A 24,542-nucleotide genomic window follows, 5' to 3' on the forward strand; every position below is an offset into this window, starting at 1 on the left:
GTATGGATATGTTCGATAAAATTAATGACTTATATGATCGTAAGACGGTAATTGAACTTGGCGGTGGCTATGAACGCATCGAAAAGCAACATGAAAAAGGTAAGCTAACTGCGCGTGAGCGTATTGAATTATTACTCGATGAAGGTACGTTTTTCGAAATTAACCCATTCATTACACACCGTACAGTCGATTTCGGTATGGACAAACTAGAAGGACCTGGCGACGGCGTAGTAACAGGATTTGGTAAAATTAACGGACGTCCAGTTTACTTATTCTCTCAAGATTTCACTGTATTCGGTGGAGCACTTGGTGAAATGCACGCTAAAAAAATGGCGACAGTAATGGATCTTGCTGCTAAAAATGGCACACCATTCATCGGCATTAACGATTCAGGCGGCGCACGTATTCAAGAGGGTGTACTTTCTTTAGACGGTTACGGACATATTTTCTACCGTAATGCAATCTACTCTGGTGTTATTCCACAAATCTCAGTCATTATGGGACCTTGTGCAGGTGGAGCAGTTTATTCTCCAGCTATCACAGACTTTATCCTAATGGTCGATAAAACATCTCAAATGTTCATTACTGGACCAAAAGTTATTGAAACAGTAACAGGTGAAAAAATTTCTGCTGAAGACCTTGGTGGCTCTAAAGTAAATAATGCAGTAAGTGGTAACGCTCACTTCCGTGCACCGTCGGAAGAAGCTGCCATCGATCAAATTAAACAATTATTAAGTTATTTACCACAAAACAATAAAGAAAAAGCACCACGCCAGGCACGTCCTGAAGGGGACGATTACCGTCCTGAAATCGTGGACACTGTTCCAATCGAAACAACTCGCCCATACGATGTGCGTAAAGTAGTGGAACAAGTAGTAGACGAAGGTTCATTCATGGAAGTTCACTCTGAATTTGCGAAAAACGTAGTAGTAGGCTTTGCGCGTATTGCAGGTGAATCAGTAGGTCTTGTATGTAACCAACCTAAAGTATTAGCTGGCGGTCTTGATATCGATTCTTCCGATAAGGCAGCCCGTTTCATTCGAACTTGTGATGCGTACAATGTACCAATCATCACATTTGAAGACGTTTCTGGATTCTTCCCAGGCGTAAAACAAGAGCATGGTGGAATTATCCGTCATGGTGCGAAAATCCTTTATGCCTATTCAGAAGCAACTGTACCAAAAATTACAGTAATTTTACGTAAAGCATATGGTGGTGCATACGTTGCACTTAACTCTAAATCAATTGGCGCTGACCTAGTATTCTCTTGGCCAAATGCTGAAATCGCGGTTATGGGTGCAGCGGGTGCTGCAAATATCATCTTTGCGCGTGAAATTGCGAAGTCAGAAGATCCTGAAGCAACGCGTGCAGCAAAAATTGAAGAATACAAAGAGAAGTTTGCCAATCCTTACGTGGCGGCATCTCGTGGTATGGTTGATGATGTTATCGATCCACGTGATACACGTATTAAACTTATACAAGCTTTAGACATGCTGTCAAATAAACACGAAACACGTCCAGAGAAAAAACACGGAAATATTCCGCTATAATAATGGACAAACCCAGTAGCCATTTGGTTGCTGGGTTTTTGTATGAGAGATAACAGATTCGGAACAAAAAAGAATTTTATAAAATGGCAGATAATTGAAACATTTCTTTCGCTCATTCGTACAAATACAAAAGGGGAGTTGAGATGAATGGAATGGCAACAATTACAGACTGAGCAGGAAACACTTCAAGGACAACTAAGAAATGCTAATAGATTAAGAGAGCAGAGGTTTTTAATTGAAGGGCAAATCGAGCATGCACAGCAGGAAATTACTAAGCATTCTACTGAACACAATCAAATTCGTATGAAACTTGATAAACTAGAGGGCTTTTCGTTTATGAATATGATTCGTACATGGACTGGGCAACAAGACGATTTGCGCGCAGAGAAAATCGATAAGGCAGCCATTCTAGAATTGAAAATCAAGGAAGCGGAAAAAATGCTGAAAGACTTAACATTTGATTTTGAACAGGTTAATCAAAAGCTCAAGCAAATTAATGAACAACAACTTCAAGAAGCATTAAACATTCTACATATAAAAAAGAAAAGCTATCTCCAATTACATGAACCCGAAGTTGCCCAGAAAATAGAACAGCTTGCAAATGAAGAATTTATAACGAAGCAGTTAATCTCAGAAATACAAGAAGCGGAAGATGCAGGTGACATTGCGCTTACTAAACTGGGGCAGGCTGCTGCATCACTACACTCAGCGAGCGGATATTCGACATGGGATACGTTTTTTGGTGGAGGTCTTATTGCCACACATTTAAAGCATGATGCGCTTGATAAAACGGAAAACTATCTCCATAGTGCACAAATTGCCTTGCAACGCTTTCATAACGAATTGCTGGATGTACAGGACATGTCGACAAAATCTTTGCAAATTGAAACAGATGGCTTTGTGAAATTTGCAGACTACTTCTTTGATGATATATTTTCGGCTTGGTCAGTTCATTCCAAAATATCTACAGCAAGAGAGCAAGTATCCAGAGTACAAGATGATGTACATAATACAGTTAGACGTTTGCAGGAAAAGCATAATAGAGCACTGGAATATTTGGAAACACTACAAATGGAAAAGATAGAGATATTACAACTATAAAAAAGCCTGTGGAAAGAGCTTCTCATACTCTTTTCACAGGCTTTTATGCATTTTTGAATATAAAATAAAGAAGTTACTACTAGCGTATTATTCCAACTCTTCAGTCAATGTGCTAAACTAATACATATATTATGACGTGGAAAACACGTAAATCAAGGGAGTTTTACAACATGACAAGTCGTTTAGTAGAAGAGTTTTTTGAGCTCGTACAAATCGATTCAGAAACAAAACATGAACAGCTAATTGCACCAGTTCTAATTGAAAAATTAACAGCACTTGGTTTTTCAGTAGTGCAAGATGATGCACATACACGCAACGGTCACGGTGCTGGAAATATTATCGCGACATTAAAAGGTACATTAGATATTGAGCCAATCTATTTTACTTCTCATATGGATACGGTTGTACCAGGAAAAGGTATTAAACCATCGCTTCGTGAAGATGGCTATATCGTTTCAGATGGCACAACAATTTTAGGTGCAGACGATAAAGCAGGTCTAGCAGCGATGTTTGAAATGGCAAAGCGATTAAAAGAACAACAAATTGAACATGGTGACATCCAGTTTATCATCACAGCAGGGGAAGAGAGTGGTTTAGTAGGAGCGAAAGAATTGGACCCTACTGCTATTATCGCAAAATACGGCTTTGCAGTTGACAGTGATGGCAAAGTTGGTGGAATCGTGACAGCAGCGCCATTCCAAGCGAAAATATTTACGAAAATCATCGGTAAAACTGCGCATGCAGGTGTTGCTCCTGAGAAAGGGATATCTGCCATTACGGTTGCTTCAAAATGTATTGCACAAATGAAGCTTGGAAGATTAGATGAAGAAACAACTGCGAATATTGGCCGCTTTGAAGGTGGACAAGCTACAAACATTGTGTGCGATGAAGTGAACATTTTAGCAGAAGCACGTTCAATTGATAAAACAAAGCTAGATGCCCAAACAAAACATATGCAAGATACGTTTGAGCAAGTTGCAGCTTCAATGGGCGCACGTGCTGAAGTAGAAGTAAAACTAATGTACCCAGGCTTCCGTGTAACAGAGTCAGATAAAGTCGTACAGGTAGCTATGGCGGCAGCACGTAATATTGACAGAACACCTCTATTAGGTATTTCTGGAGGTGGCTCTGACGCTAATATTATTGCAGGCTTTGGCATCCCTACGGTGAACCTATCAGTAGGGTATGAAGATATTCATACAACAAATGAAAAGATTCCTGTAGAAGAATTAGAGAAATTAGCCGATTTGCTTGTTGAAATCGTTAAAGAAACAGCTAAAGACGAGCGCTAAAATAAAAGGAAGTGACCTGATGGAAAGTGTAAAGGCAGTAGTTTTTGCATGTGGTACAGAGGAATATGCTGTACCAGTGGAGCAAGCAATATCCATTGAAAAACTAGAGCAAGTAACCCCAATTCCGCATTTACCAAATTATTTACTAGGTTTTACAAGAAATCGAGGAGAGCTAATTCCAGTATTAGATTTTGAACGTATTCTCTATAATCGTTCGTCAAATGCACCGACAGCACGTGTGATTGTATTAAATACAGATGTAGTAAACTATGGGCTGCTCGTGACAGAAGCTAGGGAAATTCTCGATTTAGATGAATCTGTTTTAAAGCAAATGGGTCTTGTCAATTATGCTAAAACACGCTATTTTACGGCTGTGGCGAATTTAGAAAATCGTATGATTACGTATGTTGACCCAAAAATACTCGTAGATTCCTTAGAGGGCATTCGAGAAATTATAAACTATTTACACAAAATGCTTGAAAACGAAAAAGAAAACGTAGAGATTTAAGCTTTACATATTGATGTCAAAAGTCATTACACCAATAAAAAGAACCCCCTCCAACCTTAATAGATTGGAGGGGGTTCTCGTTTTCATTAAGAAAGTCGACCACTATAGTCTTCGAACTTAAATTCACGAATCACTTTAATGCCTTCTGAATCGTTATACGAAACGATAGATGGCAGGTTAACACCGTTAAACATATGATTTTTTACCATGGAGTAGTGCGCCATATCTGTGAAAACAAGGCGATCTCCAGGTTTCAACGGTTCTTCAAATGAGTAATCTCCAATTACATCACCAGCAAGACATGTAAGCCCGCCTAAGCGATATGTGTGTGCTAGCTCATTTGCTTGTCCTGAACCGATGATCATTGGACGGTAAGGCATTTCAAGCACATCAGGCATATGACAAGTTGCAGAAGTGTCCAAAATAGCTAAGTCCATCCCATTTTTCTGAACATCTAGAACAGTTGCTACAAGGTAACCTGTATTTAGCGCCACAGCTTCACCAGGCTCTAAATAAACAAGGAGATTGTATTTATCTTGAATATAATTAATGATATTCACTAGTTTTTCAACATCATAATCTTCACGAGTGATATGGTGACCACCGCCGAAGTTTAGCCATTTCATTTGATGTAAAACATCACCAAATTTTTCTTCGACAACTTCAATAATGCGCTCTAATGTATCAGAGTTTTGCTCACACATTGCATGGAAGTGTAAGCCATCTATACCATCAAGTTGAGATTTGTCAAAGTTAGCTAATGTTGTACCAAGACGAGAGTTCGTATAGCAAGGATCATAAAGTGCTGTTTCAATCTCAGAGTATTCAGGATTTACACGAATTCCACATTCAATTGATTTACCAGTAGCTTTGACTTTGTCCTTGTATTGAGCCCATTGGTTGAAAGAGTTAAAGACGATGTGATCTACATAGCCAAGAAGCTCGTCCATTTCATGCTCTACGTAAGCAGGTGCATAAACATGAACTTCTTTACCCATCTTTTCATAACCAAGACGGGCTTCAAATAGGGAGCTTGATGTAATGCCAGCTAAGTATTCACCAACTAAAGGGAATGTTGAATGCATTGAAAACCCTTTAAGTGCAAGTAAAATACGGCAGCCCGTACGATCTTGTATCGACTTTAAAAGCTCAAGGTTTTTTGTTAATAGACGTTCATCCACTACGTATGAAGGTGATGGAACTTTGGTGAAATCAATTGGTTTCATCGGCTATGTTCCTTCGCTTCAATCTCTAGGTCAAGTAATTCTGGGTTATGGCTTTCTTGCCATGGAAGACCCCATTTGTTTAGCGCATCCATAAATGGATCTGGATCGAATTCTTCTACGTTCCAAACGCCAGGCTTTTGCCATTGACCGTTCATTACAAGCATTGCACCAATCATTGCTGGTACACCTGTTGTGTATGAAATCGCTTGTGAACCAACCTCGTTATAGCACTCTTCGTGGTCACATACGTTATATACGTAGTAAGTTTTTTCTTTGCCATCTTTTAAACCACGGATAATACAGCCGATATTTGTTTTACCTTTTGTACGTGGTCCTAGTGATGCAGGATCTGGTAATACTGCTTTAAGGAAGTGGATTGGCTGAATCATTTGACCTTCGAATTCGATTGGTTCAATTGAAGTCATGCCTACATTTTCTAATACTTTTAAGTGTGTTAAGTATTTTTCAGAGAATGTCATCCAGAATCGAATTTGCTTTAAACCTTTAATGTTTTTAGCAATTGATTCTAATTCTTCATGATACAGTAGGTAAATATCTTTAGGACCGATTTCTGGTAAGTTGTAAACTTCTTTTTTCTCAAGTGGTGCTGTTTCAATCCACTTGCCATCTTTCCAGTAACGACCATTCGCTGTAATTTCACGAATGTTGATTTCTGGATTAAAGTTTGTTGCGAAATGATAACCGTGGTCACCAGCGTTGGCATCTACGATATCAATATAGTGGATTTCGTCGAATTCATGTTTTTGAGCATGCGCAGTGAAAACGCCTGTTACGCCTGGATCAAATCCACTACCAAGTAACGCAGTTAAGCCAGCTTTTTCGAACTTTTCTTTATAAGCCCATTGCCATTTATATTCAAATTTTGCCGTTTCAGGTGGCTCGTAGTTTGCAGTATCCACATAGTGCACACCTGTCGCTAAGCAAGCATCCATAATCGTTAAGTCTTGATAAGGTAACGCTACGTTAATGACAACATCTGGTCCGAAGCTTTTAATAAGCTCGATTAATTCTTCAGTATTGTCAGCGTCTACCTGTGCAGTATGAATCTTTGTTTTTCCGCCGTCTAGTTTTTCTTTTAGAGCGTCACATTTTGAAACAGTTCTGCTTGCGATACAAATTTCCTCAAATACGTCCGAATTCTGAACACACTTGTGTACCACAACACTGGCTACTCCGCCAGCTCCTATAATCAATGCTTTACCCAATTGTCTACCCCCAAGTTCATATAAAGTATTGTCAAACAAGCTGATTATACAGAAAATTGATATACTACTCAATCATTGTTTTTAAATTTCTACAAAAAAATTTTTTTTTCAACATTTATTAGGCAAACTTAAGAGGGAATAGCTAAATTGTGTGAGTGACTGGCACGTTAAGTGGGCACCTAAACTTGATGCTCGACGTCCCCCCATAAATAAAAAATAAAGATTAGTAGCATACTTAATAATCCCATCACGAGGCCATAGGTGCTGAAGGCCACTTGCACTTGACTTTGCAAAGCATAAATGAAAATGGCTCCTAGTATAAGTAAATTGCCCATTAGTAGTATTAACAGATGAAAGTGTCGATTCATAGCAAGCCCTCCTAAATTGAAATTTACTAGCCCCAAACACGAAAGAAATTTTACTTCAATTATCTCATAATTCAGAAAATAATCCAAATAATAACTATTATGGTGATGAAAAACTAGAATTATGCATTATGGTTTTCGTCTTTACTTTCAAACGAGCATGATTCGTATTTTTTGCTCCAATAATTTGCAAATCGAGATTTGAATGTTTTCGACAAGAACAATAGGGTGACCATATGTATATTAAAAAAATGGTCTTTTCATGCATTGCTTTTCATGATAATTGCTGTTTTTCTCTCTAAAGATGGTAAACTACCAATAAGACTTTTCTTTAGGTGAAGGTGAGGATTATATAGTGATAAATCAATTTAATGAACAAGTGCAACAAGTAAATGAATTTTTTGTAAGTGGTCAAGTAAAAGAAAGCTATAATTTGGCAAAAGCATTATTAGTGGATGAATCATTTGGAGCTGACGCTTCATTTCCAACTATCCAACAGCATGTGGCACTTTTAGAGGCAAATGGATATGCCAATATGCCGACGCCAAGTGCGGAAAATGTGCAACAAAGTGTTGAACGTGTAGATGGATCTTATCCTGAGCGTGATATCCTCGCCGCATATATTGGAACTCAGGACGATGAGCAGTTTGGCAAAGTAGTTGATGAATTATTAGCAGGGTCAATAGAAGCACAGGCGAATGCTTACTATACAATGGCTGAATATTTTGTCCTTGCCAAAGAGCCAGATAAAGCAATGGTACAATATGCGGAGGCGATAAAACTTCAGCCTAATAAAGCTTTATACTGGGGAGCCTTTGCCCAATTTATTAATCGTTTGGAAGCGAGCCCATATTTGGCACTGCGCCTTATTGAAGAAGCGATTGAGTTAGATAGAATGAACCCTCGTTGGTACTATATTCAAGGGAATATTTTTTTCCAGCTAGTAGCTTCTACAAAAAATTTAAGTTACATACCTGCATTGGAGGAAGCTTGGCAAAAAGCGAAAAAACGTTGCTCTGCCAAGCAAGTTGAGTTAAAGGTTGAAATTGCGAAGTCTGAGGATTTACTAGCTCAATGGAAGAAACAAATGTTGTAAAGCGAAAAAACACGTCGATAATTATAAATTGTTTGGGTGACTGGCACTTATAAATGAATAAATATAAAAAAATAAACAAATTCTGTATTTTTATGCTAGAATATTTATATAAACGGACGTAAGAAGCTTATTTTATAGCATGAAAGAAGTGTTTGTTTGAGTTTATATGTTGCGTATGTATTAGTTGGACTTGCTATCGCAATGCCTGTAGGCGCCATTACTGTCGAGATGACAAAACAAGGGTTAAAAAATGGCTTTATACATGGCTGGGCAGTAGGTCTTGGTGGTATGACGGTTGATGTAGTTTTAGTTTTTGCCCTATATATGGGACTTGCTACTATATTAGCCATGCCGATAATTCAACTGCCAATGTGGATTATTGGAGCTGGTTTTTTATTTTTACTTGGACTAGATTCGATTAAAAACGCCGATAAGGATATTACGCTAGCGGGTGAAAAGGTGACTAAATCATTTTTCACATCGTATCGAAATGGGCTGCTAGTGGCCATTTCGCCAGGCAACCTCGTTTTTTGGGTAAATGTATTCGGTGTCGTTCTAGCAAAATCGTATGATCAAGGGGAATCGGCTAGCTTCCTAGTAATAGCTGCTGGAATACTTAGCGGCATTTTACTGCACGACATAGGTTTAATGACAATTGTTTCGGTTACACGTAAAGCGATGAGTCGCAAGATGATTAAAACACTTACAATGATCTCAGGCGTCTTATTAATTTGTTTCGCAGGATATTTCATTTATGAGTTTATTCAAGGCATTAAAATGTACAGATAAAGATAAGCATCGACAAGGCATTGAGGAGATTCTCAATGCCTTTTTATAGTGCAACAAAGCTCTAAATACCAAAATAGAAAAAGACTATAAACAATTTGTTTATAGTCTAAAGCTGATGTGAAAATTTTTCGTAGTGAATAGTTATGCAGGAATTTCACGATGTTCATGAAGACAAGCTAAAATCTCTTCTGCAATTTGATGTGCCAAAGTTAGTTCCGAAGTAAAGCCTACACATGAACAATTCATTTCACCTAAAATGTAACAATCTTCTCCTGCTTCATTTGTATCCAACATGAAATCAGCTGTCCAAATAAGCGGTAGGTCGTAATTGCCTAATAAGTTCGTGACAAGAGGTAGCTGTGTTAAAAAGTTTTGTACAAGTTCTTCCCATTCCTCTGGTTTATCGTAGCGATATTGAGCACCGGAGAAAAGTGTTGCACTAAAGGCATCTTCAGTATCGGCTGGTTTTTTATGTACCACGTGAACTGGTTTGTCACGCAACATAAATAAGCGGATTTCGCCTTCAGTAATACGTGGAAGGAAGCGCATATCAATGAGCATCCCATTTGTGCCAGTGATATACTGCTCGCAAAATGTCATGAACTCGCCAAGCTTCCAATATTCTACATGATTGTCTTTTGCCTCAGTACATTTAATCTCGGCATCTAGCGGTACTTCTGTAATGCCAGCAGCAAGCGGTTCGACTAACTTTACACGCCAAATACCCTCTCCAGTTGAGCCTCTATTTTGCTTTAATACTCGCTCAGTAATTGCAAGGGAGGTAGGGAATTGTGCCTTAAATGCTTCAATTGTGTAATAAGCAAATGTATCATCAGGTACTAAATTTGTAGAGACTAATTTCGATAATACATCTTTAGAACCGTAGCCAATCATTGCATCGGGATGTGGCATGCCAATGACCCCAGCTGCACATAAATCACGCAGCATTTCGAAATATGCTTCCTCGTGTTCTAAATTACCAGGGTTAATGCGGGATACATAGGCAATGCCTTGTTCTTTAACGTACTCAAAGATGGCGTCTTTTTTTGTGATATCAAAGAACACTACTTCCGCATCTTGTCCGCGTTGTTTAAGTGCATTTACCATTGGCATCGTATCTTGTCTGAAGCCATCGGGTCCCTTATCAGTGCCTCCACGTACTTCGAAGAAAATTACTTTTCTATTCATATATATACCTCCTTATTGTCATGATATTTTTTAGTATACTGGACAAACAAGGAGAAAAGATATATGAAATATGTAAATTTTATATACAAAATCATAGTTGGAATTTTCAATCTAGTAGTTTATGACTATTAATTTTTGGAATTATCTAATTTTACCGCCTTATGCTAATAATTTGGTTTTTTAGCCCAATTCAAGTTGTTTTTTCTGAAATACCGTAAGATATAAAATCATGCATAGGATAAGAAATGTTCCAAGCATTTGGAAGCCCCCAAACGGAATTTGTAGCCATAGCACACTTGTCAATACAGCTGTTAATGGCTCTAGGCTGCCTAGTAAACTTGTTTCTTTTGGTGATAGGTAATGCAAACTTGCAATGTAGAACCAAAAGGCAAGCATTGTCCCAAAAATAATGATAAACAAAAAGTAAGCGCTCGTAGCAATGGTCCATGTCGATAAGTCGATGTGCCATGGCTGATAAAAAATGCTCATGACAGAACCGCCAATTAGCATTGCCCAACCGACTACAAGTAATGAATGAAATTGCTGTAAAAGCGGTACTGCATATAATGTATAAAAAGCGACAGAAAGCCCCGATAGCACACCCCAAACTACGCTCATCGCTGGTACAGAAAGCGTAGAAAGAGATCCATTTGTCAGCAATAATGTCGTACCTGTAAGTGTGAGTGTAACTGCAATTCCATCCTGCTTCGTGAGTTTGCTTTGCCTTTTAATAATATAAAAAGCGATGATGAAGAGAGGAGCCAAATATTGCAGTAAAGTCGCTACAGCAGAATTGCCGATAGCAATGGACATCATGTAGGTGTATTGTACAGCAAGCATGCCGAGTATACTAAAAAGAATTTGTCTAAAAGCATCTTGCTTTGTTCGCCACATTACAAAAATGGATTGTTGACGGTGTGTAATCTTGTAGACGGCAATTAACAGCATACCTGCTAACAGAAGCCTGCTCGAAACAAGCCACCCAACTTCAATTTGTTCTTGTTGGAAAAGTTTTTGGGCGACTGTTCCACCAATTCCCCAAAAGCTTGCGCCGAGAATGACAAGTATAAAACCAAAAAAGGAATTTTTTTTATTTTCTTGATTCATCACTATAACATCTCCTAAACTATCAATATAGAGATATTATAAACACTTATTACTTTGAGAAATATCGAATTATACGGTTAGAAATATCAATATATTGAGGTGATTACAATGGCGCTAACACATATTAAAGTAGCGAAAGATTTACAGGAATTAACGTTACATGGCTCGAATGCTTTTCCTGTTGCGTTATATGAAACGTATTTGCGAATTGATCGGCGTGATTTTTTACCATTACATTGGCATAAGGAAATTCAATTTGTCTATGTAAAAAGTGGACGCATCAAATATCGTGTAGGTGCTGATGTGTTAATACTTGAGGAGGGCGAGGGCTTATTTGTCAATGCGGCTTGTTTACATGAAGCAAGACCTTACAATGTTGAGCAATCGCAGCTTTTTTGTATAAATGTGGATCCGAAATTTTTAGGAGGACATGAAGGGAGTATTGTCACAGCTAAATATGTCAGTCCATATGTAGAAAATAATAGACTCCCATATGTAAAGCTTTTAGGAGAGCTTGCGCAAGATGTTGAAAGAACTGCTCACCTAATAAAAGAACGAACTGCTTATTTTGAAATTCAAGTGTTGAGGGCATTGCTATCGATATGGGAATCGATATTAATGCAATCAAAGCTAACAGAGGAAACGATGCAGTCATCGATGATTGTCCAACATGAGCGTGCAAAAGAAATGCTCGATTATATCCATTGTCATTATCAAGAAAAAATAACACTTGAAATGTTAGCTGCACATGTTTTTATAAGTAGAGCTGAATGTAGTCGCTTCTTTAAAAAAATAGTGGGTGTAACACCTTTTACGTATTTATTACAATATCGTTTACGAAAAAGTATCGAACTGTTGCGAGATAGTGAGCATTCCATCACTTTTATTGCGTCCATCACTGGCTTTAGTACGGTGAGCTATTATATTGAACGCTTTAAGGAGTATACGGGCTATTCCCCCCATGTGTATCGTAAAAAATTTCTAGCAAAATAACCTACTGCGGAATGACTGGACAAATCAGTGAACATTCAATGACAACTCTAGCATAATAAAAGTCGTTTGTTATGGGAAAGACTTTGCAAATTATACTAAATATTTTAAAGTTAATAATATAGATAACAATAGGAATGGATGTAAGGGCAATTTTAAAGGAGGGATACGTCATGGTAGCCTTAAAAGAGAAGCGAAATATTTGGCTTGTATTTTTATTCGTTGTATTAATTAGTAACTATTCGCTATATAACACAGGCATTGGTGTGTCGATATTACCAGCCGAAACAGCAGGCGTTGTACTCGGTTCATTACTCGATTTTATAATCGTTATGCCAGTGTTAATGATGCTTTATAAACGAAAATTTTCTATTAAGCAAGCGATTATTTTAGCCGCTTCAGGCTGTATTGCTGCACGTTTTATTATTCCAATCGATCATTTACAGCCGTTCGTCGCGGTAACTTGGGCTGGATTTGCGATTGAGGGTGCACTAATTGTTATTGAAGTAGTATTTGTCACAACGCTTGTCTACTATATGCCTAAAATATTAGCGGATGTAAGGGCAAGTGCACTGCCAGATATATTCTCTTTTCCGCAAGCTGTTGAAAAACATGCGCCGAAGTATCGAATAATTCAATTGCTCTGTACAGATTTACTCGTTCTTTATTACGGATTTGCAAGTTGGAAGAGGAAAGAACGGGCGGGAATTACTTTGCATAAAAGCTCCAGCTACATTACCTTTCAAATGATGATGATTCATGCGATCGTCATAGAAACAATCGGTATACATTGGTGGCTCCATGAGAAATCAATGGTATTATCTATCATTTTATTAATACTTAATGTATATTCAGTGTTATTTTTCTTAGCAGATATGCAGGCAGTTCGCCTAAATCCTATTTATGCAACAAACGATGCACTTTATTTATCTTTAGGTTTAATGAAACGAACGACTATTCGCTTTGCTAATATCGAAAAAATAGAAAAAGACCCAGAATTGTTAAAAGAGAAATTATCGAAAGATACCATTGATTTTATCGCACGTGATTTTGGAGAAGCCTATCCCCAAATTATATTGAAGATGAGAGAACCGTTGGAAGTAACGTTTATGTTAGGCATTAAAAAGCGCTATAATCATGTAGCGATTAAAGTTGATCAAATACAGGAATTAAAAGAAATACTTCAGCAAGGTATGGGAAATAATGAAGAGTGATTGTAAAACAGTTAGCGCCTCGCACATATTTGTGCGAGGCTTTTTTTATTAAACTATTTTAATAAGATAGCCAACTTTTTGTAGGGTAATATGAGGTGGTAATTATTTTTTACTAGGGAAAATGATATACGAAAGACTAATAACAGCATCTACTAGTAAAACGATGCCCCAAATTTTCATGACTTGGAAGAGGGAAGATGTATCAGTCAGTTGACCGATAAAAATAATCATCGCATACAATAAGCTAGCACTAATTATGTAGGCAATGACATGAAGACCAAGCATTTTAATTTCATGAATACCTTTCGCTAGTCCTGTTAGTCGTTTCTTTTCTATCGGCAGTTTTAAAAACCATTGTTGAAACTTTTCATCTGCCCAAGTAATCATCGTTATTCCATAGGCAATTGAAACACCAATATACACTGCGGCGATACCATGAGATATGGATGCTGGTGTACCAGCTCGTAAATCCATAACAGTTAGCCATACAAGTAATAAATCAATAATAGGTGTAAGTGCAAAAAAGATGATGCTTAGTTTTTGCTTTTTAAAATGGTATCTACTTATGAGACCTAGTAGGATGACAATCCAAAAGGCAATTTCAGCAGTAATAATCCAAGCAATCATAAAAATATTCTCCTTACTTAATACGGATGTATTTCATTAAATTTACCATACGTTTCAATGTATTACATGAGCAAATTGCCCATCTAGAGTTAATCTAGATGGGCAATTGCTTTTAGTATGTCTTCGCTAACAGCCTCCCAAAATTGTTGCTGTACAGAATCATTATATGTATATAGCTCTTTATTTTGTACGTGCTCATAAATCTCTGCAATTGTTTCCTTATGAAAATGTAGGCGATGATTTAATGCTTGTCGGTCTTCTTCAATACAAAAATTCTTATAAATATCCGCTAGTCGTTCGAGCTTCGTACACTTTTGTTTTGTCGCCTCATACTGGATTTGATGAAAACGTCCTACTGCTGTATGCATTGAAATTTTTGCTCGATGCGCTGCTTGTAATGTTCGATATTCTTCCTGACGAATGGCCAAGCGGTACCAAAATTCATAACGCAGTGGTAAATCCCTAATCTCGTAAGTAAGTAATGAATTTAAAATATTGCTCACTTGCTCATATGGTTCAATGATTTTCTCAGTTTCTTTAAACAATCCAAACATTTTGCCACCCCCTAACTTCTTAATACTACAGAGTAGGACTAAAATCCTTTTTAAATTTTGAAATAACAAATTCATAATAAACCCAAATAAATCGTTAGTGGAACAAGCTTTACCTAATAGAAAAAAGCAGGATTTTTCGTAAAAAACTAAAAAGAGCATTTACAAAATGAAAATATATGTGTTAACTTAAAAACTATAGTTGGTTAACTCAAAATGAAAGGGGGGGTAAGATGCAACATTTTTGGGTTGTTGGCACAGATACGGATGTTGGTAAAACCATTGTTACCACATTATTAGTGCGAAATTTGCAAAAACAGGGCTTCCATGTGACGCCTTACAAGCCAGTACAAACTGGTGAAGTCCATGATGGTGAGCAATCCTACTACTACGATACGTCCATGTATGAAAAATATTCTTTACAATTGCTCGACCGAGAAAATTTAAATGGCTATTCATTTAAAGAAGCAGCCTCGCCACATTTTGCTGCTCAACTGGAGGGGCAGCAAATAAATATACAGCGATTATTAAGTCAGATGCAGCAATTACAGCAAAAATGGGATGTTGTCATTTGTGAAGGAGCAGGAGGGATTTTTGTCCCACTGGACTCAGATGGCGAAACAACACTGATCGATGTTATTGTTCAAAGTAAACTACCAGTTGTCGTTGTCACTCGAACAACACTAGGTACGATAAACCACACGCTTTTAACATTAGAGGCTTTAAGCTCACGGCAAATTGAAGTTCTTGGCATTGTTTTCAACGGTGACATGGGTAGCGAGATGGAACAAGATAATATTAAAACGATTTTAAAACATTACCCATTACCGTTTGCGACGATTCCAAAGCTGAAAGATTTATCGCACATGATTGAATTTGCGATAACGGAAACAACATTGTTTGAAAGGCTATTAAAATATGAAACAAGTAATAACTGAATTACAAGAAATGGATTTGCAACATGTATGGCATCCATGCTCTCAAATGAAGGATTATGAGGACTTCCCGCCAATTGTTATTAAAAAAGGACAAGGTGTATGGTTGTACGATGAAAAGAATAATCGTTATTTAGATGCTGTTTCTTCCTGGTGGGTGAACTTATTTGGACATGCTAACCCGCGAATAAGTCAGGCTTTAAGTGAGCAAGCATTTACTTTGGAGCATGTAATTTTTGCAAATTTCTCACATGTGCCAGCTATTAAGCTCGCTCAAAAATTAGTTGCTTTAACACCACGAAGCTTGCAAAAAGTATTTTTTGCCGATAATGGCTCATCTGCGATCGAAATTGCATTAAAAATGAGTTTTCAGTATCACATGCAAATAGGAAAAACGACGAAAAAACGATTTCTTGCATTAACAGATGCTTATCACGGCGAAACACTTGGTGCTTTATCAGTCGGTGGTGTCGATCTTTATAATGAGGTGTATCAGCCACTTTTACTAGATACAGTGCGAGCTCAGGGACCTGATTGTTTTCGTTGTCCCTTCAATAAAAATCCACAAAGTTGTGATGCCCAATGCATATCTTTTGTTGAAAAAGAACTGAGTCAGCATCATATGGAAATTACAGCGGTCATTATTGAGCCACTGATTCAAGCGGCGGCAGGCATGAAAATGTATCCCGCTATTTATTTACGACGTTTACGGGAGCTATGTACAAACTACGATGTCCATCTAATAGCAGATGAAATTGCAGTTGGCTTTGGTCGAACAGGTACACTCTTTGCCTGCGAGCAAGCAGCTATTTCACCAGATTTTATGTGCTTGTCGAAAGGCTTAACAGGTGGTTATTTACCGCTTTCTGTCGTGTTAACAACAAATGAAGTATACCAAGCATTTTATGATGATTATGCGACGATGAAAGCATTTTTACATTCGCATAGTTATACGGGCAATACACTTGCTTGCCGTGTTGCTCTAGAAGTATTGTCGATGTTTGAAGAAGAGCATTATATAGACATTGTGCAAGAAAAAGGTGAACGCATGCGTAAGCTAGCAGTTGAGGCTTTTAGTGATTTGCCTTTTGTTGGCGAATATCGACAGGTAGGCTTTGTCGGGGCTATCGAGTTAGTGGCGAATCGTGAAATGAAAGAGCCATTCTCGAGTGAGGAGCGTATTGGCTATCAAATATATAAAAGAGCATTAACGAAAGGATTACTTATTCGTCCATTAGGGAATGTTTTGTACTTTATGCCGCCTTATATAATAACGGACGAAGAGATGCAATTTATGATACAGACAACAAAAGAAACAATTGTTCAATTTTTTGAAGAACGGGGGAATAATGCATGTTTCAAAGACAATCAACGCTATCACTTGTGATGATTGCGATGTTTGCTGCTTTAACAGCCATTGGTGCTTTTATTAAAATACCACTTCCTGTAGTGCCGTTTACATTACAAATTGTCTTTGTTTTTTTGGCAGGTTGCTTACTTGGTGGACGCAATGGATTTCTAAGTCAACTCGTTTACATAGGAATTGGTTTAGCTGGCATGCCAGTTTTTACACAAGGTGGGGGCATTACATATGTATTGCAACCGACTTTTGGTTACTTAATAGGCTTCGCACTTGCTGCATTAGTGATTGGTTTTCTAATTAATCGAGTAGAAGCTCCAACAAAAAAACATTTCATCGGTGCCAATATTGTAGGGCTTATCATTATTTATGCAGTGGCGGTTCCATATCTATATTTGGCTTTGAATGTATGGTTAAATATGCAATCAAGCTGGTCTCATGTTTTCTTAGTAGGTTTTCTAAATAGTATTGTTGCAGACTTTTGCTTAGCGATTGCCTCTGCCTTATTAGCAGAACGATTGTATAAAGTATTTCGTTCGGCTAGAGCGATAAAACTTGTGCGAGTTGAAAAGGAGAATGTACAGTGAATTGGTTACAATTAGCAAATGAAGTGATTGCGGGTAAAATAATTAGTCATGACGAGGCACTTGCTATTTTAAATAGTCATGACGATGACATTTTAAAGCTAATGGACGGTGCCTTTGCTATCCGTAAGCATTATTACGGCAAAAAGGTAAAGTTGAATATGATCATGAATGCAAAGAGTGGCTATTGTCCAGAAGATTGTGGGTATTGCTCTCAGTCATCCAAGTCAACAGCTCCTATAGAGAAATACCCTTTCATAACAAAAGAGGAAATATTAGCTGGGGCAAAACGTGCGTTTGAAAATAAAATAGGAACCTACTGCATTGTAGCAAGCGGACGGGGACCAACTCGAAAAGACGTCAATGTAGTGAGTGAAGCAGTTGAAGAAATTAAAGCACAATACGGTTTAAAAGTTTGTGCTTGTCTTGGATTACTAAAGGAAGAGCAAGCGCAGCAATTAAAAGAAGCTGGTGTGGATCGCTACAATCATAATTTAAATACATCTGCGCGACATCATTCTTATATTACGACTACCCACACGTATGAAGATCGTGTAAATACGGTTGAAGTTGTGAAAAAACATGGTCTTTCGCCGTGCTCTGGGGCCATTATTGGCATGAAGGAAACGAAAGAAGATGTAGTGGAAATAGCACGTGCTCTGCACCAATTGGATGCGGATTCGATTCCTGTTAATTTTCTACATGCAATCGATGGGACGAAGCTAGAAGGAACTCAGGAGCTAAATCCTCGCTATTGTTTAAAAGTTTTAGCATTGTTCCGTTATATAAATCCAACGAAGGAAATTCGTATTTCTGGTGGCCGCGAAGTAAATTTAGGTTCTCTCCAACCATTCGGAATGTATGCAGCAAATAGTATCTTTGTCGGGGATTACTTAACGACGGAAGGGCAGGAAGTGAATAGCGATTTTCGTATGCTCGAAGATTTAGGCTTTGAAATAGAGCTTACACAAAAGCAAGAAGAAGTATTTTGTTAAAATCATCATCCTTATAAAATAAAATCTACTACTACTTATTGATGATTGAAATTGGAAGACCGTTTATACGTCGTGGAAAAGGCGTACAGACGGTTTTTCTTATGTGCATGTAAAGTTATCGTAGGCAAGTAAATGGTTCTTCATTTATACCTAAAATATGAAGGTTTTCACAAATTGTTCAATGTAAGCGTTTTGAAATTGAACAGTTTGTGAAGGGCTTCACATAAAGCTTTATTTTTTTAAAAAAGAGCGTAAAATAAGAATCAGCAAGAAGTTGTTATAAGACAGTTTGTTTTTTACATCACATTTTCGTTGATTGTTATATTACAAAAATAAAATAGAAAGGAGAGGTTAAGATGTGGGTTGTAACAGTATTTGAGAATAAAAATGTTCGTATTTTTGAATATACAAACAAAGATGAAGCAACAGCAGCGTTAGCGAAATATAAGAAAAATGCCGTTTTAACATATACAAAATAATGCTTATTCGTTTAAAGAAACCACATTGTACGCAATAACGTACAATGTGGTTTCTTTGTTTTCATTAGTGTATGAGTATTGAAAAGGCACTATAAACTAATAACAGTGCCATTACAATATTAAATGGTTGACGATATTTAATGAGTACTTTGCGAAAAGCTGAACCAAATAGCGCCCAACTAAATGTACTTATAATGCCCACAAACCCTAAAAATAGGGCGAGAAAAATGTAGCTCGTAAACGATGAATAATAAGGGAGAATATAGGTAGCAACTACTGTAATGCCAAATAATATCCCTTTTGGATTTATAAATTGCAAGAAAGTACCGAGCAACAAAAGGCTGCGTTTTTTTTCATTAGAATAGTGACCATTATTATCATCATTCTCTTTTGAAGTAAATATTTTATAAGCTAAATATAGCATATAGACTACCCCTAAAATGGTTAATGGGAGGTTAATAAAAGGCATGACGCTGATGAGTGCAATATTAAAAAAACAACTTAGTGCAGTTATTGTACAAAAACCAATTCCAACACCTAGACAAAACTGAATGGTTTTGGTCAAACCGAATTGATTGGCAAATGCCATGGCCATAATGTTGTTCGGACCTGGCGTAAAGCTAGTAATAACCACGAATACTAAAAAAGATAGGTAGGGCATTTTCATCCTCCTTTTAACTTGTATGTTATAATGTCTGAAATAAACAATATAACGTCGTTCTTTTTATTATACAAAACGTACGTTATATTGTACATATATAAAGAGGTGATCGTATGGAAGAAATTCATCTTATTTTTGCAAGAAATTTAAAAGCCATTCGAGAAAAAGAAAAATTAAGCTTAGAAAAAGTTTCTCAACTATGTGGTGTAAGTAAAACAATGATCGGACAAATTGAAAGAGGGGAGTCTAGCCCGACGCTTACAACAATATGGAAAATCGCAAATGGGCTAAAGGTTTCTTTTACTTCCCTTATCCATCAACCACAAACGGATACTGAAGTAATTTATAAAAAGGATATTCAAGTATTGTCAGAGGATAATGGAAAATATAGAGTATATCCGAATTTTCCATTTCAAGAGGACGGACGCTTTGAAATATATACGATTGAGATTGATAAAGAGGGAAAATTAAGCGCTGAAGCGCATAAGGAAGGAACGGAAGAGTTTATTACCGTTTTTGAAGGCGAATTAATGATACGGGTTAATGACAACGAGTATAGATTAAAAAATGGTGACTCTATTCGATTTAAAGCTGATCGACCGCATTTCTATAGCAATACATGTAATACATTAACGAAGTTAGGGATGACAATCTATTACCCTAATGAAAAATAAAAAGCCGTATGGGCGCATATTAATAGCGCCTTATACGGTTCTTTTTGTCTTTATAAAATACTGCCTAAACGTTTAATTCCTTCACGGATAATTTCAGGTGTAGCATTTGTATAGTTTAGACGCATTGTATTTACGCCTGTTTTAGATGTGTAGAATGGGTCACCAGGAACGAATGCGACTTTTTGTTCCATTGCCTTGTTGAAAACGTCCAATGCAGTTGCTCCGTTATTCATTGTAGCCCAGATAAACATTCCCCCATCTGGTCTTGTGTACGTAACGTGTGCAGGGAAGAATTCTTGCATCGCATCTAGCATTGCATCGGATTGATTTTTATATAATGAAACAATTTTTTTCACGTGTTCTGTATAGTCATTATTTGCTAAATAATCATAAATGACATATTGAGAGAAAATGTTTGTGTGTAGGTCAGTTGCTTGCTTTGCTGTTTCAATATGTTTCATTAACTCTTTGTTTTTTGTAATGACAAAGCCTAGGCGCATACCTGGTGTAACTGTTTTAGAGAAAGAACCTAATAAAATACTATTTTCGAGTTTTCCAGCACCGATATAAGGTAGTGGCTCACCATGGAAACGTAATTCTCCATACGGATCATCTTCAATTAATGCTACGTCATATTTAGCAATGATGTCATAAATTTGTTGACGCTTTTCCTTTGAATACGTTAGTCCCGTTGGATTTTGAAAGTTTGGTACAGTATAGATGAATTTAACGTTAGGTTGCTGTAAAGCATTCTCTAACTCTTCTAAATTAAGACCATCATTTTCAAGTGTTACACCATAAAAAGTAGGCTCGCTTAATGTGAAGGCTTGAATCGCTCCTAAATAGCCTGGCTCCTCAATGATGATGCCATCTCCTTTATTGATAAGTACCTTCCCAATCAGTTCAAGTGCTTGCTGTGAACCAGTTGTTATCAATATATCATCCGCATGGATATCTAACCCATGAACACGTCGATATTTTGCAGCGATGTATTCACGTAGAGGTGCATAACCTTGCGTTGATGAATATTGGAATAGTCGACTACCATTTTCACTAATGGCGTGATCAACAGATGCTTTTAATGCATCAATGGGGAAAGAGATTGGGTTTGGAAGCCCACCAGCAAAGGAAATTACATCCTCGGCATCCGTTACTTTTAAAATATTACGGATAAATGAGGATGGTGTGTTTAAGATTCTTTCAGAATATTGCATAATTTTATCGGTCCTTTTTCTGATTTTTTAAAAATTATATCATTGTAATCATATGCATACAATATTATCATTGTATGCAAGACAATTTAAATATTGTATGCAAATTTGAGGAGAAAGGGGCATAAAATATGCCATTCAATTCATTTGATGAATACCCAATGAGCTGGAAGCCAAATATCCGTAATATTTCAGGACCAATATATATTGCAATTGCTGAACAGCTTGAACAGGATATTAAAGAAGGTATTTTATTGCCAGGAACAAAGTTACCTCCACAACGTGAGCTTGCTGATTATTTAGATGTAAATTTAAGCACGATTACTCGTGCGTTTAAGCTTTGCGGACAAAAAGGGCTCATTTATGCTTCAATAGGGAGCGGTACGTTTGTTTCTTCTGATGCCGCAACAAATAAGATTTTATTACCTACGAGTACTTCTGCTCATATGATTGAGTTGGGTTCCGTGTTACCTACGACATATGCCAATGAGGAAATAACGCGCTATATGAAAAAAATGCTGAATGATTCGCATTTCAGTAATTTGTTTCAATATGGGCGACCTGAGGCGAATGCTTGGCAAACAGAAGCAGCAGCAAAACTTTTCGAAAAAGTCGGCTTTCAAACAGATCAGCCTATCGTGTTGGGGGCAGGGGGACAAAATGCAATTGTTGCTACACTAGCAGCATTGTTCCATCCAGGAGATCGCATTGGAACAGATCCAATTACATATGCGGGGATAAAAACGGCGGCGAATATGCTCGGAATACAACTTGTGGCTATTCACCAAAAAGATGGAGAAATGACAAAAGAAGGGCTCTTATATGCTTGTAAAAATGAACATATTAGAGGTCTTTACGTCATTCCTGATTTTCATAATCCAACTACCCATACAATGTCAATCGATACGAGGAAAATGATTGCAGAAGTGGCAAGGCAAAAAGATATAATTGTTATTGAGGATGCAATATATAGTTTTTTACAGGAACAGCCACTTGCGCCAATTGCACTTTATGCACCAGAAAAGGTAGTTTATATTGCTAGTGTGTCCAAAACGATTTCACCTGGGTTAAGACTATCCTTTGTTGTGACACCTAGTGCTTTAAGAAAGAAAATTATTGAAACATTATATAATATGAATATATCTGTTTCACCAGTCATGGTGGAGCTTACAGCAAGATTAATCCAAGATGGGGTTGCTCAAACGATTTTAGAGAAACAACGATTATATGCTAAACAACAAAACGCCCTTGTTAATCAATATTTAGGTGAGTACAATATTTTAGGCAATGATGAATGCATTTTTAGATGGCTTCTATTGCCTGAAAAATTTACTGGTGTGCAGTTTGAATTGCTTGCATCGAAAGCGGGCGTACAAGTATATGCTGCAGAGCGTTTTGCAGTAGGGAATGCTAAACCTGTAAATGCAGTTCGATTGGCAATAACTGCACCCGAAAATAGCATGCAACTGGAGCAAGCCTTAACCGTATTAAAGGAATTGCTCGAAAGTGATGGAGACTATACTTTTATAGATTAAAAATAGATAGTACATAATAATGGTATGTGTGGTGAAATGATGGAACATAAAGGACGGATTATTTTTCATGTTGATATGAATAGTTTTTATGCATCTGTTGAGCAGGCGCATGATCCTAGCCTAAAAGGGAAACCTATCGCAATTGCAGGGAACCCAAAGGAGAGACGGGGCATATTAGTGACATGCTCATATGAGGCGAGGGCGCTTGGCGTTTATACGACAATGACGGTACATGAAGCAAAACGTAAATGTCCAGATTTATTGTTGCTACCGCCAGATTTTCAAAAATACCGTGAGGCTTCGAAAGCGATGTTTGCTATTTTACGTAGCTATACGGAACTGGTGGAACCAGTATCAATTGATGAAGGCTATATGGATGTGACATTGTTAAGTAAGGAACGCCATGCGCTTCAAATTGCCCAGGAAATACAAAGTCGATTATTAGCTGAATTGGATTTGCCTTGCTCTATTGGTGTAGCCCCCAATAAGTTTTTAGCAAAAACTGCATCGGATATGAAAAAACCGATGGGTATTACAGTATTAAGACTACGAGATATTGAACAAGTACTTTGGCCTCTTGAAGTAGTCGAAATGCATGGCATTGGTGAAAGTACAGCCAAAAAGTTAAATGACCAAGGCATTTTTACAATCGGTCATTTGGCTAAGGTGGATGAACATAAAATCAAACATATATTAGGGAAAAATGGGGTTAGACTCCGCGCAAGAGCCAATGGAATTGATACTAGAGAAGTTGATCCAGAAGCAATTTATGATACGAAAAGTGTCGGTAATTCTACGACATTACCACATGATGTAACCGATTTACGTACCTTGCATAAAACGATTGAAGGATTGTGTAAAAAAGTAGCAGAACGACTTGATGCAAAACGTTTAGCAGGTTCCACGGTCAGTATACAAATTCGTGATGCAGATTGGCACAATCATACACGCTCAAAATCGATGACTAATGTTATTTATCGCTTTGAGGACATTTATGAAATTGCCTGTGGATTATTTGATAAACATTGGGATGAATCGCCTGTTCGTTTGCTCGGGGTGACTGTTTCCAATGTGGTTGATCGGAAAGATTATAGCCAACAGTTGTCTATTTTCAATTTTGAAGAGCATGTAAAAGACGAGCCGATTTTAAAGGTAGTGGATGAGATTGAAGGACGCTTTGGGAAAGGCATCATTAAACGAGGTGTGGATATCGGCAAACGATCATCTTACCAATCACAAACGAGCTTTAGCAAAGACTTTTTGGACGACCACGAGTAG

The 24,542-nt window shown here is 37.4% G+C and carries 25 protein-coding genes; 16 read left to right on the forward strand and 9 right to left on the reverse strand.

From position 1 onward, the window contains the following. Positions 1-2 precede the first annotated feature (2 nt). The 4 genes from ACIQ1H_RS03520 (at position 3) to ACIQ1H_RS03535 (ending at position 4,451) form a co-directional block, all read left to right on the forward strand. Complete coding sequence (locus ACIQ1H_RS03520; protein ID WP_173479007.1) at positions 3-1,550, forward strand: acyl-CoA carboxylase subunit beta; 1,548 nt, start codon at positions 3-5, stop codon at positions 1,548-1,550. A gap of 147 nt (positions 1,551-1,697) precedes the next feature. Beyond that, complete coding sequence (locus ACIQ1H_RS03525; protein ID WP_402886540.1) at positions 1,698-2,651, forward strand: hypothetical protein; 954 nt, start codon at positions 1,698-1,700, stop codon at positions 2,649-2,651. Between the two features lie 170 nt (positions 2,652-2,821). Further along, positions 2,822-3,943, forward strand: coding sequence for a M20/M25/M40 family metallo-hydrolase (locus tag ACIQ1H_RS03530; RefSeq protein WP_402886542.1), 1,122 nt, complete (start codon positions 2,822-2,824; stop codon positions 3,941-3,943). Between the two features lie 19 nt (positions 3,944-3,962). Next, on the forward strand, positions 3,963-4,451 hold the full coding sequence (locus ACIQ1H_RS03535; protein WP_139860559.1) for a chemotaxis protein CheW: 489 nt from the start codon (positions 3,963-3,965) through the stop codon (positions 4,449-4,451). A gap of 86 nt (positions 4,452-4,537) precedes the next feature. Here the strand turns inward: ACIQ1H_RS03535 and nspC are convergent, their stop codons facing one another. The 3 genes from nspC to ACIQ1H_RS03550 all read right to left on the reverse strand — a co-directional run bounded on the left by nspC (position 4,538) and on the right by ACIQ1H_RS03550 (position 7,271). Then, on the reverse strand, positions 4,538-5,677 hold the full coding sequence (gene nspC, locus ACIQ1H_RS03540) for a carboxynorspermidine decarboxylase (protein WP_139860561.1): 1,140 nt from the start codon (positions 5,675-5,677) through the stop codon (positions 4,538-4,540). Further along, on the reverse strand, positions 5,674-6,903 hold the full coding sequence (locus ACIQ1H_RS03545; RefSeq protein ID WP_402886544.1) for a saccharopine dehydrogenase family protein: 1,230 nt from the start codon (positions 6,901-6,903) through the stop codon (positions 5,674-5,676). Before ACIQ1H_RS03545 ends, nspC begins: the two co-directional genes overlap by 4 nt. Before the next feature lie 179 nt (positions 6,904-7,082). Further along, entirely contained in the window at positions 7,083-7,271 is a 189-nt protein-coding gene (locus ACIQ1H_RS03550; protein WP_402886546.1) for a hypothetical protein, read from the reverse strand. Positions 7,272-7,623: 352 nt separating this feature from the next. Between ACIQ1H_RS03550 and ACIQ1H_RS03555 the strand changes: the two genes are divergently transcribed. Continuing rightward, on the forward strand, positions 7,624-8,364 hold the full coding sequence (locus tag ACIQ1H_RS03555) for a tetratricopeptide repeat protein (protein WP_402886548.1): 741 nt from the start codon (positions 7,624-7,626) through the stop codon (positions 8,362-8,364). 156 nt (positions 8,365-8,520) lie between these two features. Beyond that, positions 8,521-9,153: a LysE family transporter gene (locus tag ACIQ1H_RS03560; RefSeq protein ID WP_402886550.1), complete on the forward strand. Its 633-nt coding sequence runs from the start codon at positions 8,521-8,523 to the stop codon at positions 9,151-9,153. A 141-nt stretch (positions 9,154-9,294) separates the two neighbouring features. On the opposite strand, the gene ACIQ1H_RS03565 is transcribed toward ACIQ1H_RS03560, so the two are convergent. Together ACIQ1H_RS03565 and ACIQ1H_RS03570 are read right to left on the reverse strand one after the other, a co-directional pair. Continuing rightward, positions 9,295-10,341, reverse strand: a complete 1,047-nt coding sequence (locus ACIQ1H_RS03565; RefSeq protein WP_402886552.1) for a Cj0069 family protein — start codon at positions 10,339-10,341, stop codon at positions 9,295-9,297. 180 nt (positions 10,342-10,521) lie between these two features. Beyond that, positions 10,522-11,448 carry an EamA family transporter gene (locus ACIQ1H_RS03570; RefSeq protein ID WP_402888537.1) on the reverse strand — a complete coding sequence of 309 codons (927 nt, stop codon included), beginning with the start codon at positions 11,446-11,448 and terminating at the stop codon, positions 10,522-10,524. A 108-nt stretch (positions 11,449-11,556) separates the two neighbouring features. On the opposite strand from ACIQ1H_RS03570, the gene ACIQ1H_RS03575 reads away from it, so the two are divergent. Then, positions 11,557-12,441: an AraC family transcriptional regulator gene (locus ACIQ1H_RS03575; RefSeq protein ID WP_402886553.1), complete on the forward strand. Its 885-nt coding sequence runs from the start codon at positions 11,557-11,559 to the stop codon at positions 12,439-12,441. A gap of 170 nt (positions 12,442-12,611) precedes the next feature. Beyond that, positions 12,612-13,652: a beta-carotene 15,15'-monooxygenase gene (locus tag ACIQ1H_RS03580; RefSeq protein ID WP_402886555.1), complete on the forward strand. Its 1,041-nt coding sequence runs from the start codon at positions 12,612-12,614 to the stop codon at positions 13,650-13,652. Positions 13,653-13,754: 102 nt separating this feature from the next. On the opposite strand, the gene ACIQ1H_RS03585 is transcribed toward ACIQ1H_RS03580, so the two are convergent. Both ACIQ1H_RS03585 and ACIQ1H_RS03590 read right to left on the reverse strand, forming a co-directional pair. Then, a complete protein-coding gene (locus ACIQ1H_RS03585) occupies positions 13,755-14,279 on the reverse strand; it encodes a hypothetical protein (protein ID WP_402886557.1) in 525 nt (174 codons plus the stop codon). An 89-nt stretch (positions 14,280-14,368) separates the two neighbouring features. Beyond that, positions 14,369-14,833, reverse strand: coding sequence for a hypothetical protein (locus ACIQ1H_RS03590; protein ID WP_402886559.1), 465 nt, complete (start codon positions 14,831-14,833; stop codon positions 14,369-14,371). A 230-nt stretch (positions 14,834-15,063) separates the two neighbouring features. Here ACIQ1H_RS03590 and bioD point away from each other — a divergent pair, with 230 nt between their 5' ends. The 5 genes from bioD to ACIQ1H_RS03615 all read left to right on the forward strand — a co-directional run bounded on the left by bioD (position 15,064) and on the right by ACIQ1H_RS03615 (position 19,183). Then, positions 15,064-15,768 (forward strand): dethiobiotin synthase, encoded by a 705-nt coding sequence (gene bioD, locus ACIQ1H_RS03595; RefSeq protein WP_402886561.1) that lies wholly within the window; start codon positions 15,064-15,066, stop codon positions 15,766-15,768. Continuing rightward, positions 15,749-17,152 carry an adenosylmethionine--8-amino-7-oxononanoate transaminase gene (gene bioA, locus ACIQ1H_RS03600; protein ID WP_402886563.1) on the forward strand — a complete coding sequence of 468 codons (1,404 nt, stop codon included), beginning with the start codon at positions 15,749-15,751 and terminating at the stop codon, positions 17,150-17,152. Before bioD ends, bioA begins: the two co-directional genes overlap by 20 nt. Then, entirely contained in the window at positions 17,119-17,712 is a 594-nt protein-coding gene (locus ACIQ1H_RS03605) for a biotin transporter BioY (RefSeq protein WP_173478995.1), read from the forward strand. Before bioA ends, ACIQ1H_RS03605 begins: the two co-directional genes overlap by 34 nt. After that, complete coding sequence (bioB, locus tag ACIQ1H_RS03610) at positions 17,709-18,704, forward strand: biotin synthase BioB (RefSeq protein ID WP_402886565.1); 996 nt, start codon at positions 17,709-17,711, stop codon at positions 18,702-18,704. The genes ACIQ1H_RS03605 and bioB overlap by 4 nt, the downstream gene beginning before the upstream one ends. A 356-nt stretch (positions 18,705-19,060) precedes the next feature. After that, positions 19,061-19,183, forward strand: a complete 123-nt coding sequence (locus ACIQ1H_RS03615; protein WP_255639584.1) for a hypothetical protein — start codon at positions 19,061-19,063, stop codon at positions 19,181-19,183. A 64-nt stretch (positions 19,184-19,247) separates the two neighbouring features. Here the strand turns inward: ACIQ1H_RS03615 and ACIQ1H_RS03620 are convergent, their stop codons facing one another. Beyond that, complete coding sequence (locus tag ACIQ1H_RS03620; protein WP_402886568.1) at positions 19,248-19,844, reverse strand: LysE family translocator; 597 nt, start codon at positions 19,842-19,844, stop codon at positions 19,248-19,250. Positions 19,845-19,957: 113 nt separating this feature from the next. On the opposite strand from ACIQ1H_RS03620, the gene ACIQ1H_RS03625 reads away from it, so the two are divergent. Next, complete coding sequence (locus ACIQ1H_RS03625; protein WP_402886570.1) at positions 19,958-20,518, forward strand: helix-turn-helix domain-containing protein; 561 nt, start codon at positions 19,958-19,960, stop codon at positions 20,516-20,518. 50 nt (positions 20,519-20,568) lie between these two features. Here the strand turns inward: ACIQ1H_RS03625 and ACIQ1H_RS03630 are convergent, their stop codons facing one another. Continuing rightward, positions 20,569-21,732, reverse strand: coding sequence for an aminotransferase-like domain-containing protein (locus tag ACIQ1H_RS03630; protein ID WP_402886572.1), 1,164 nt, complete (start codon positions 21,730-21,732; stop codon positions 20,569-20,571). Positions 21,733-21,860: 128 nt separating this feature from the next. Between ACIQ1H_RS03630 and ACIQ1H_RS03635 the strand changes: the two genes are divergently transcribed. Next, positions 21,861-23,264 (forward strand): aminotransferase-like domain-containing protein, encoded by a 1,404-nt coding sequence (locus ACIQ1H_RS03635; RefSeq protein ID WP_402886574.1) that lies wholly within the window; start codon positions 21,861-21,863, stop codon positions 23,262-23,264. 39 nt (positions 23,265-23,303) lie between these two features. Beyond that, a complete protein-coding gene (locus ACIQ1H_RS03640; RefSeq protein ID WP_402888539.1) occupies positions 23,304-24,542 on the forward strand; it encodes a DNA polymerase IV in 1,239 nt (412 codons plus the stop codon).

It is taken from the genome of Lysinibacillus sp. NPDC097279 (genome assembly GCF_044761745.1).
Lineage (GTDB): Bacteria > Bacillota > Bacilli > Bacillales_A > Planococcaceae > Lysinibacillus.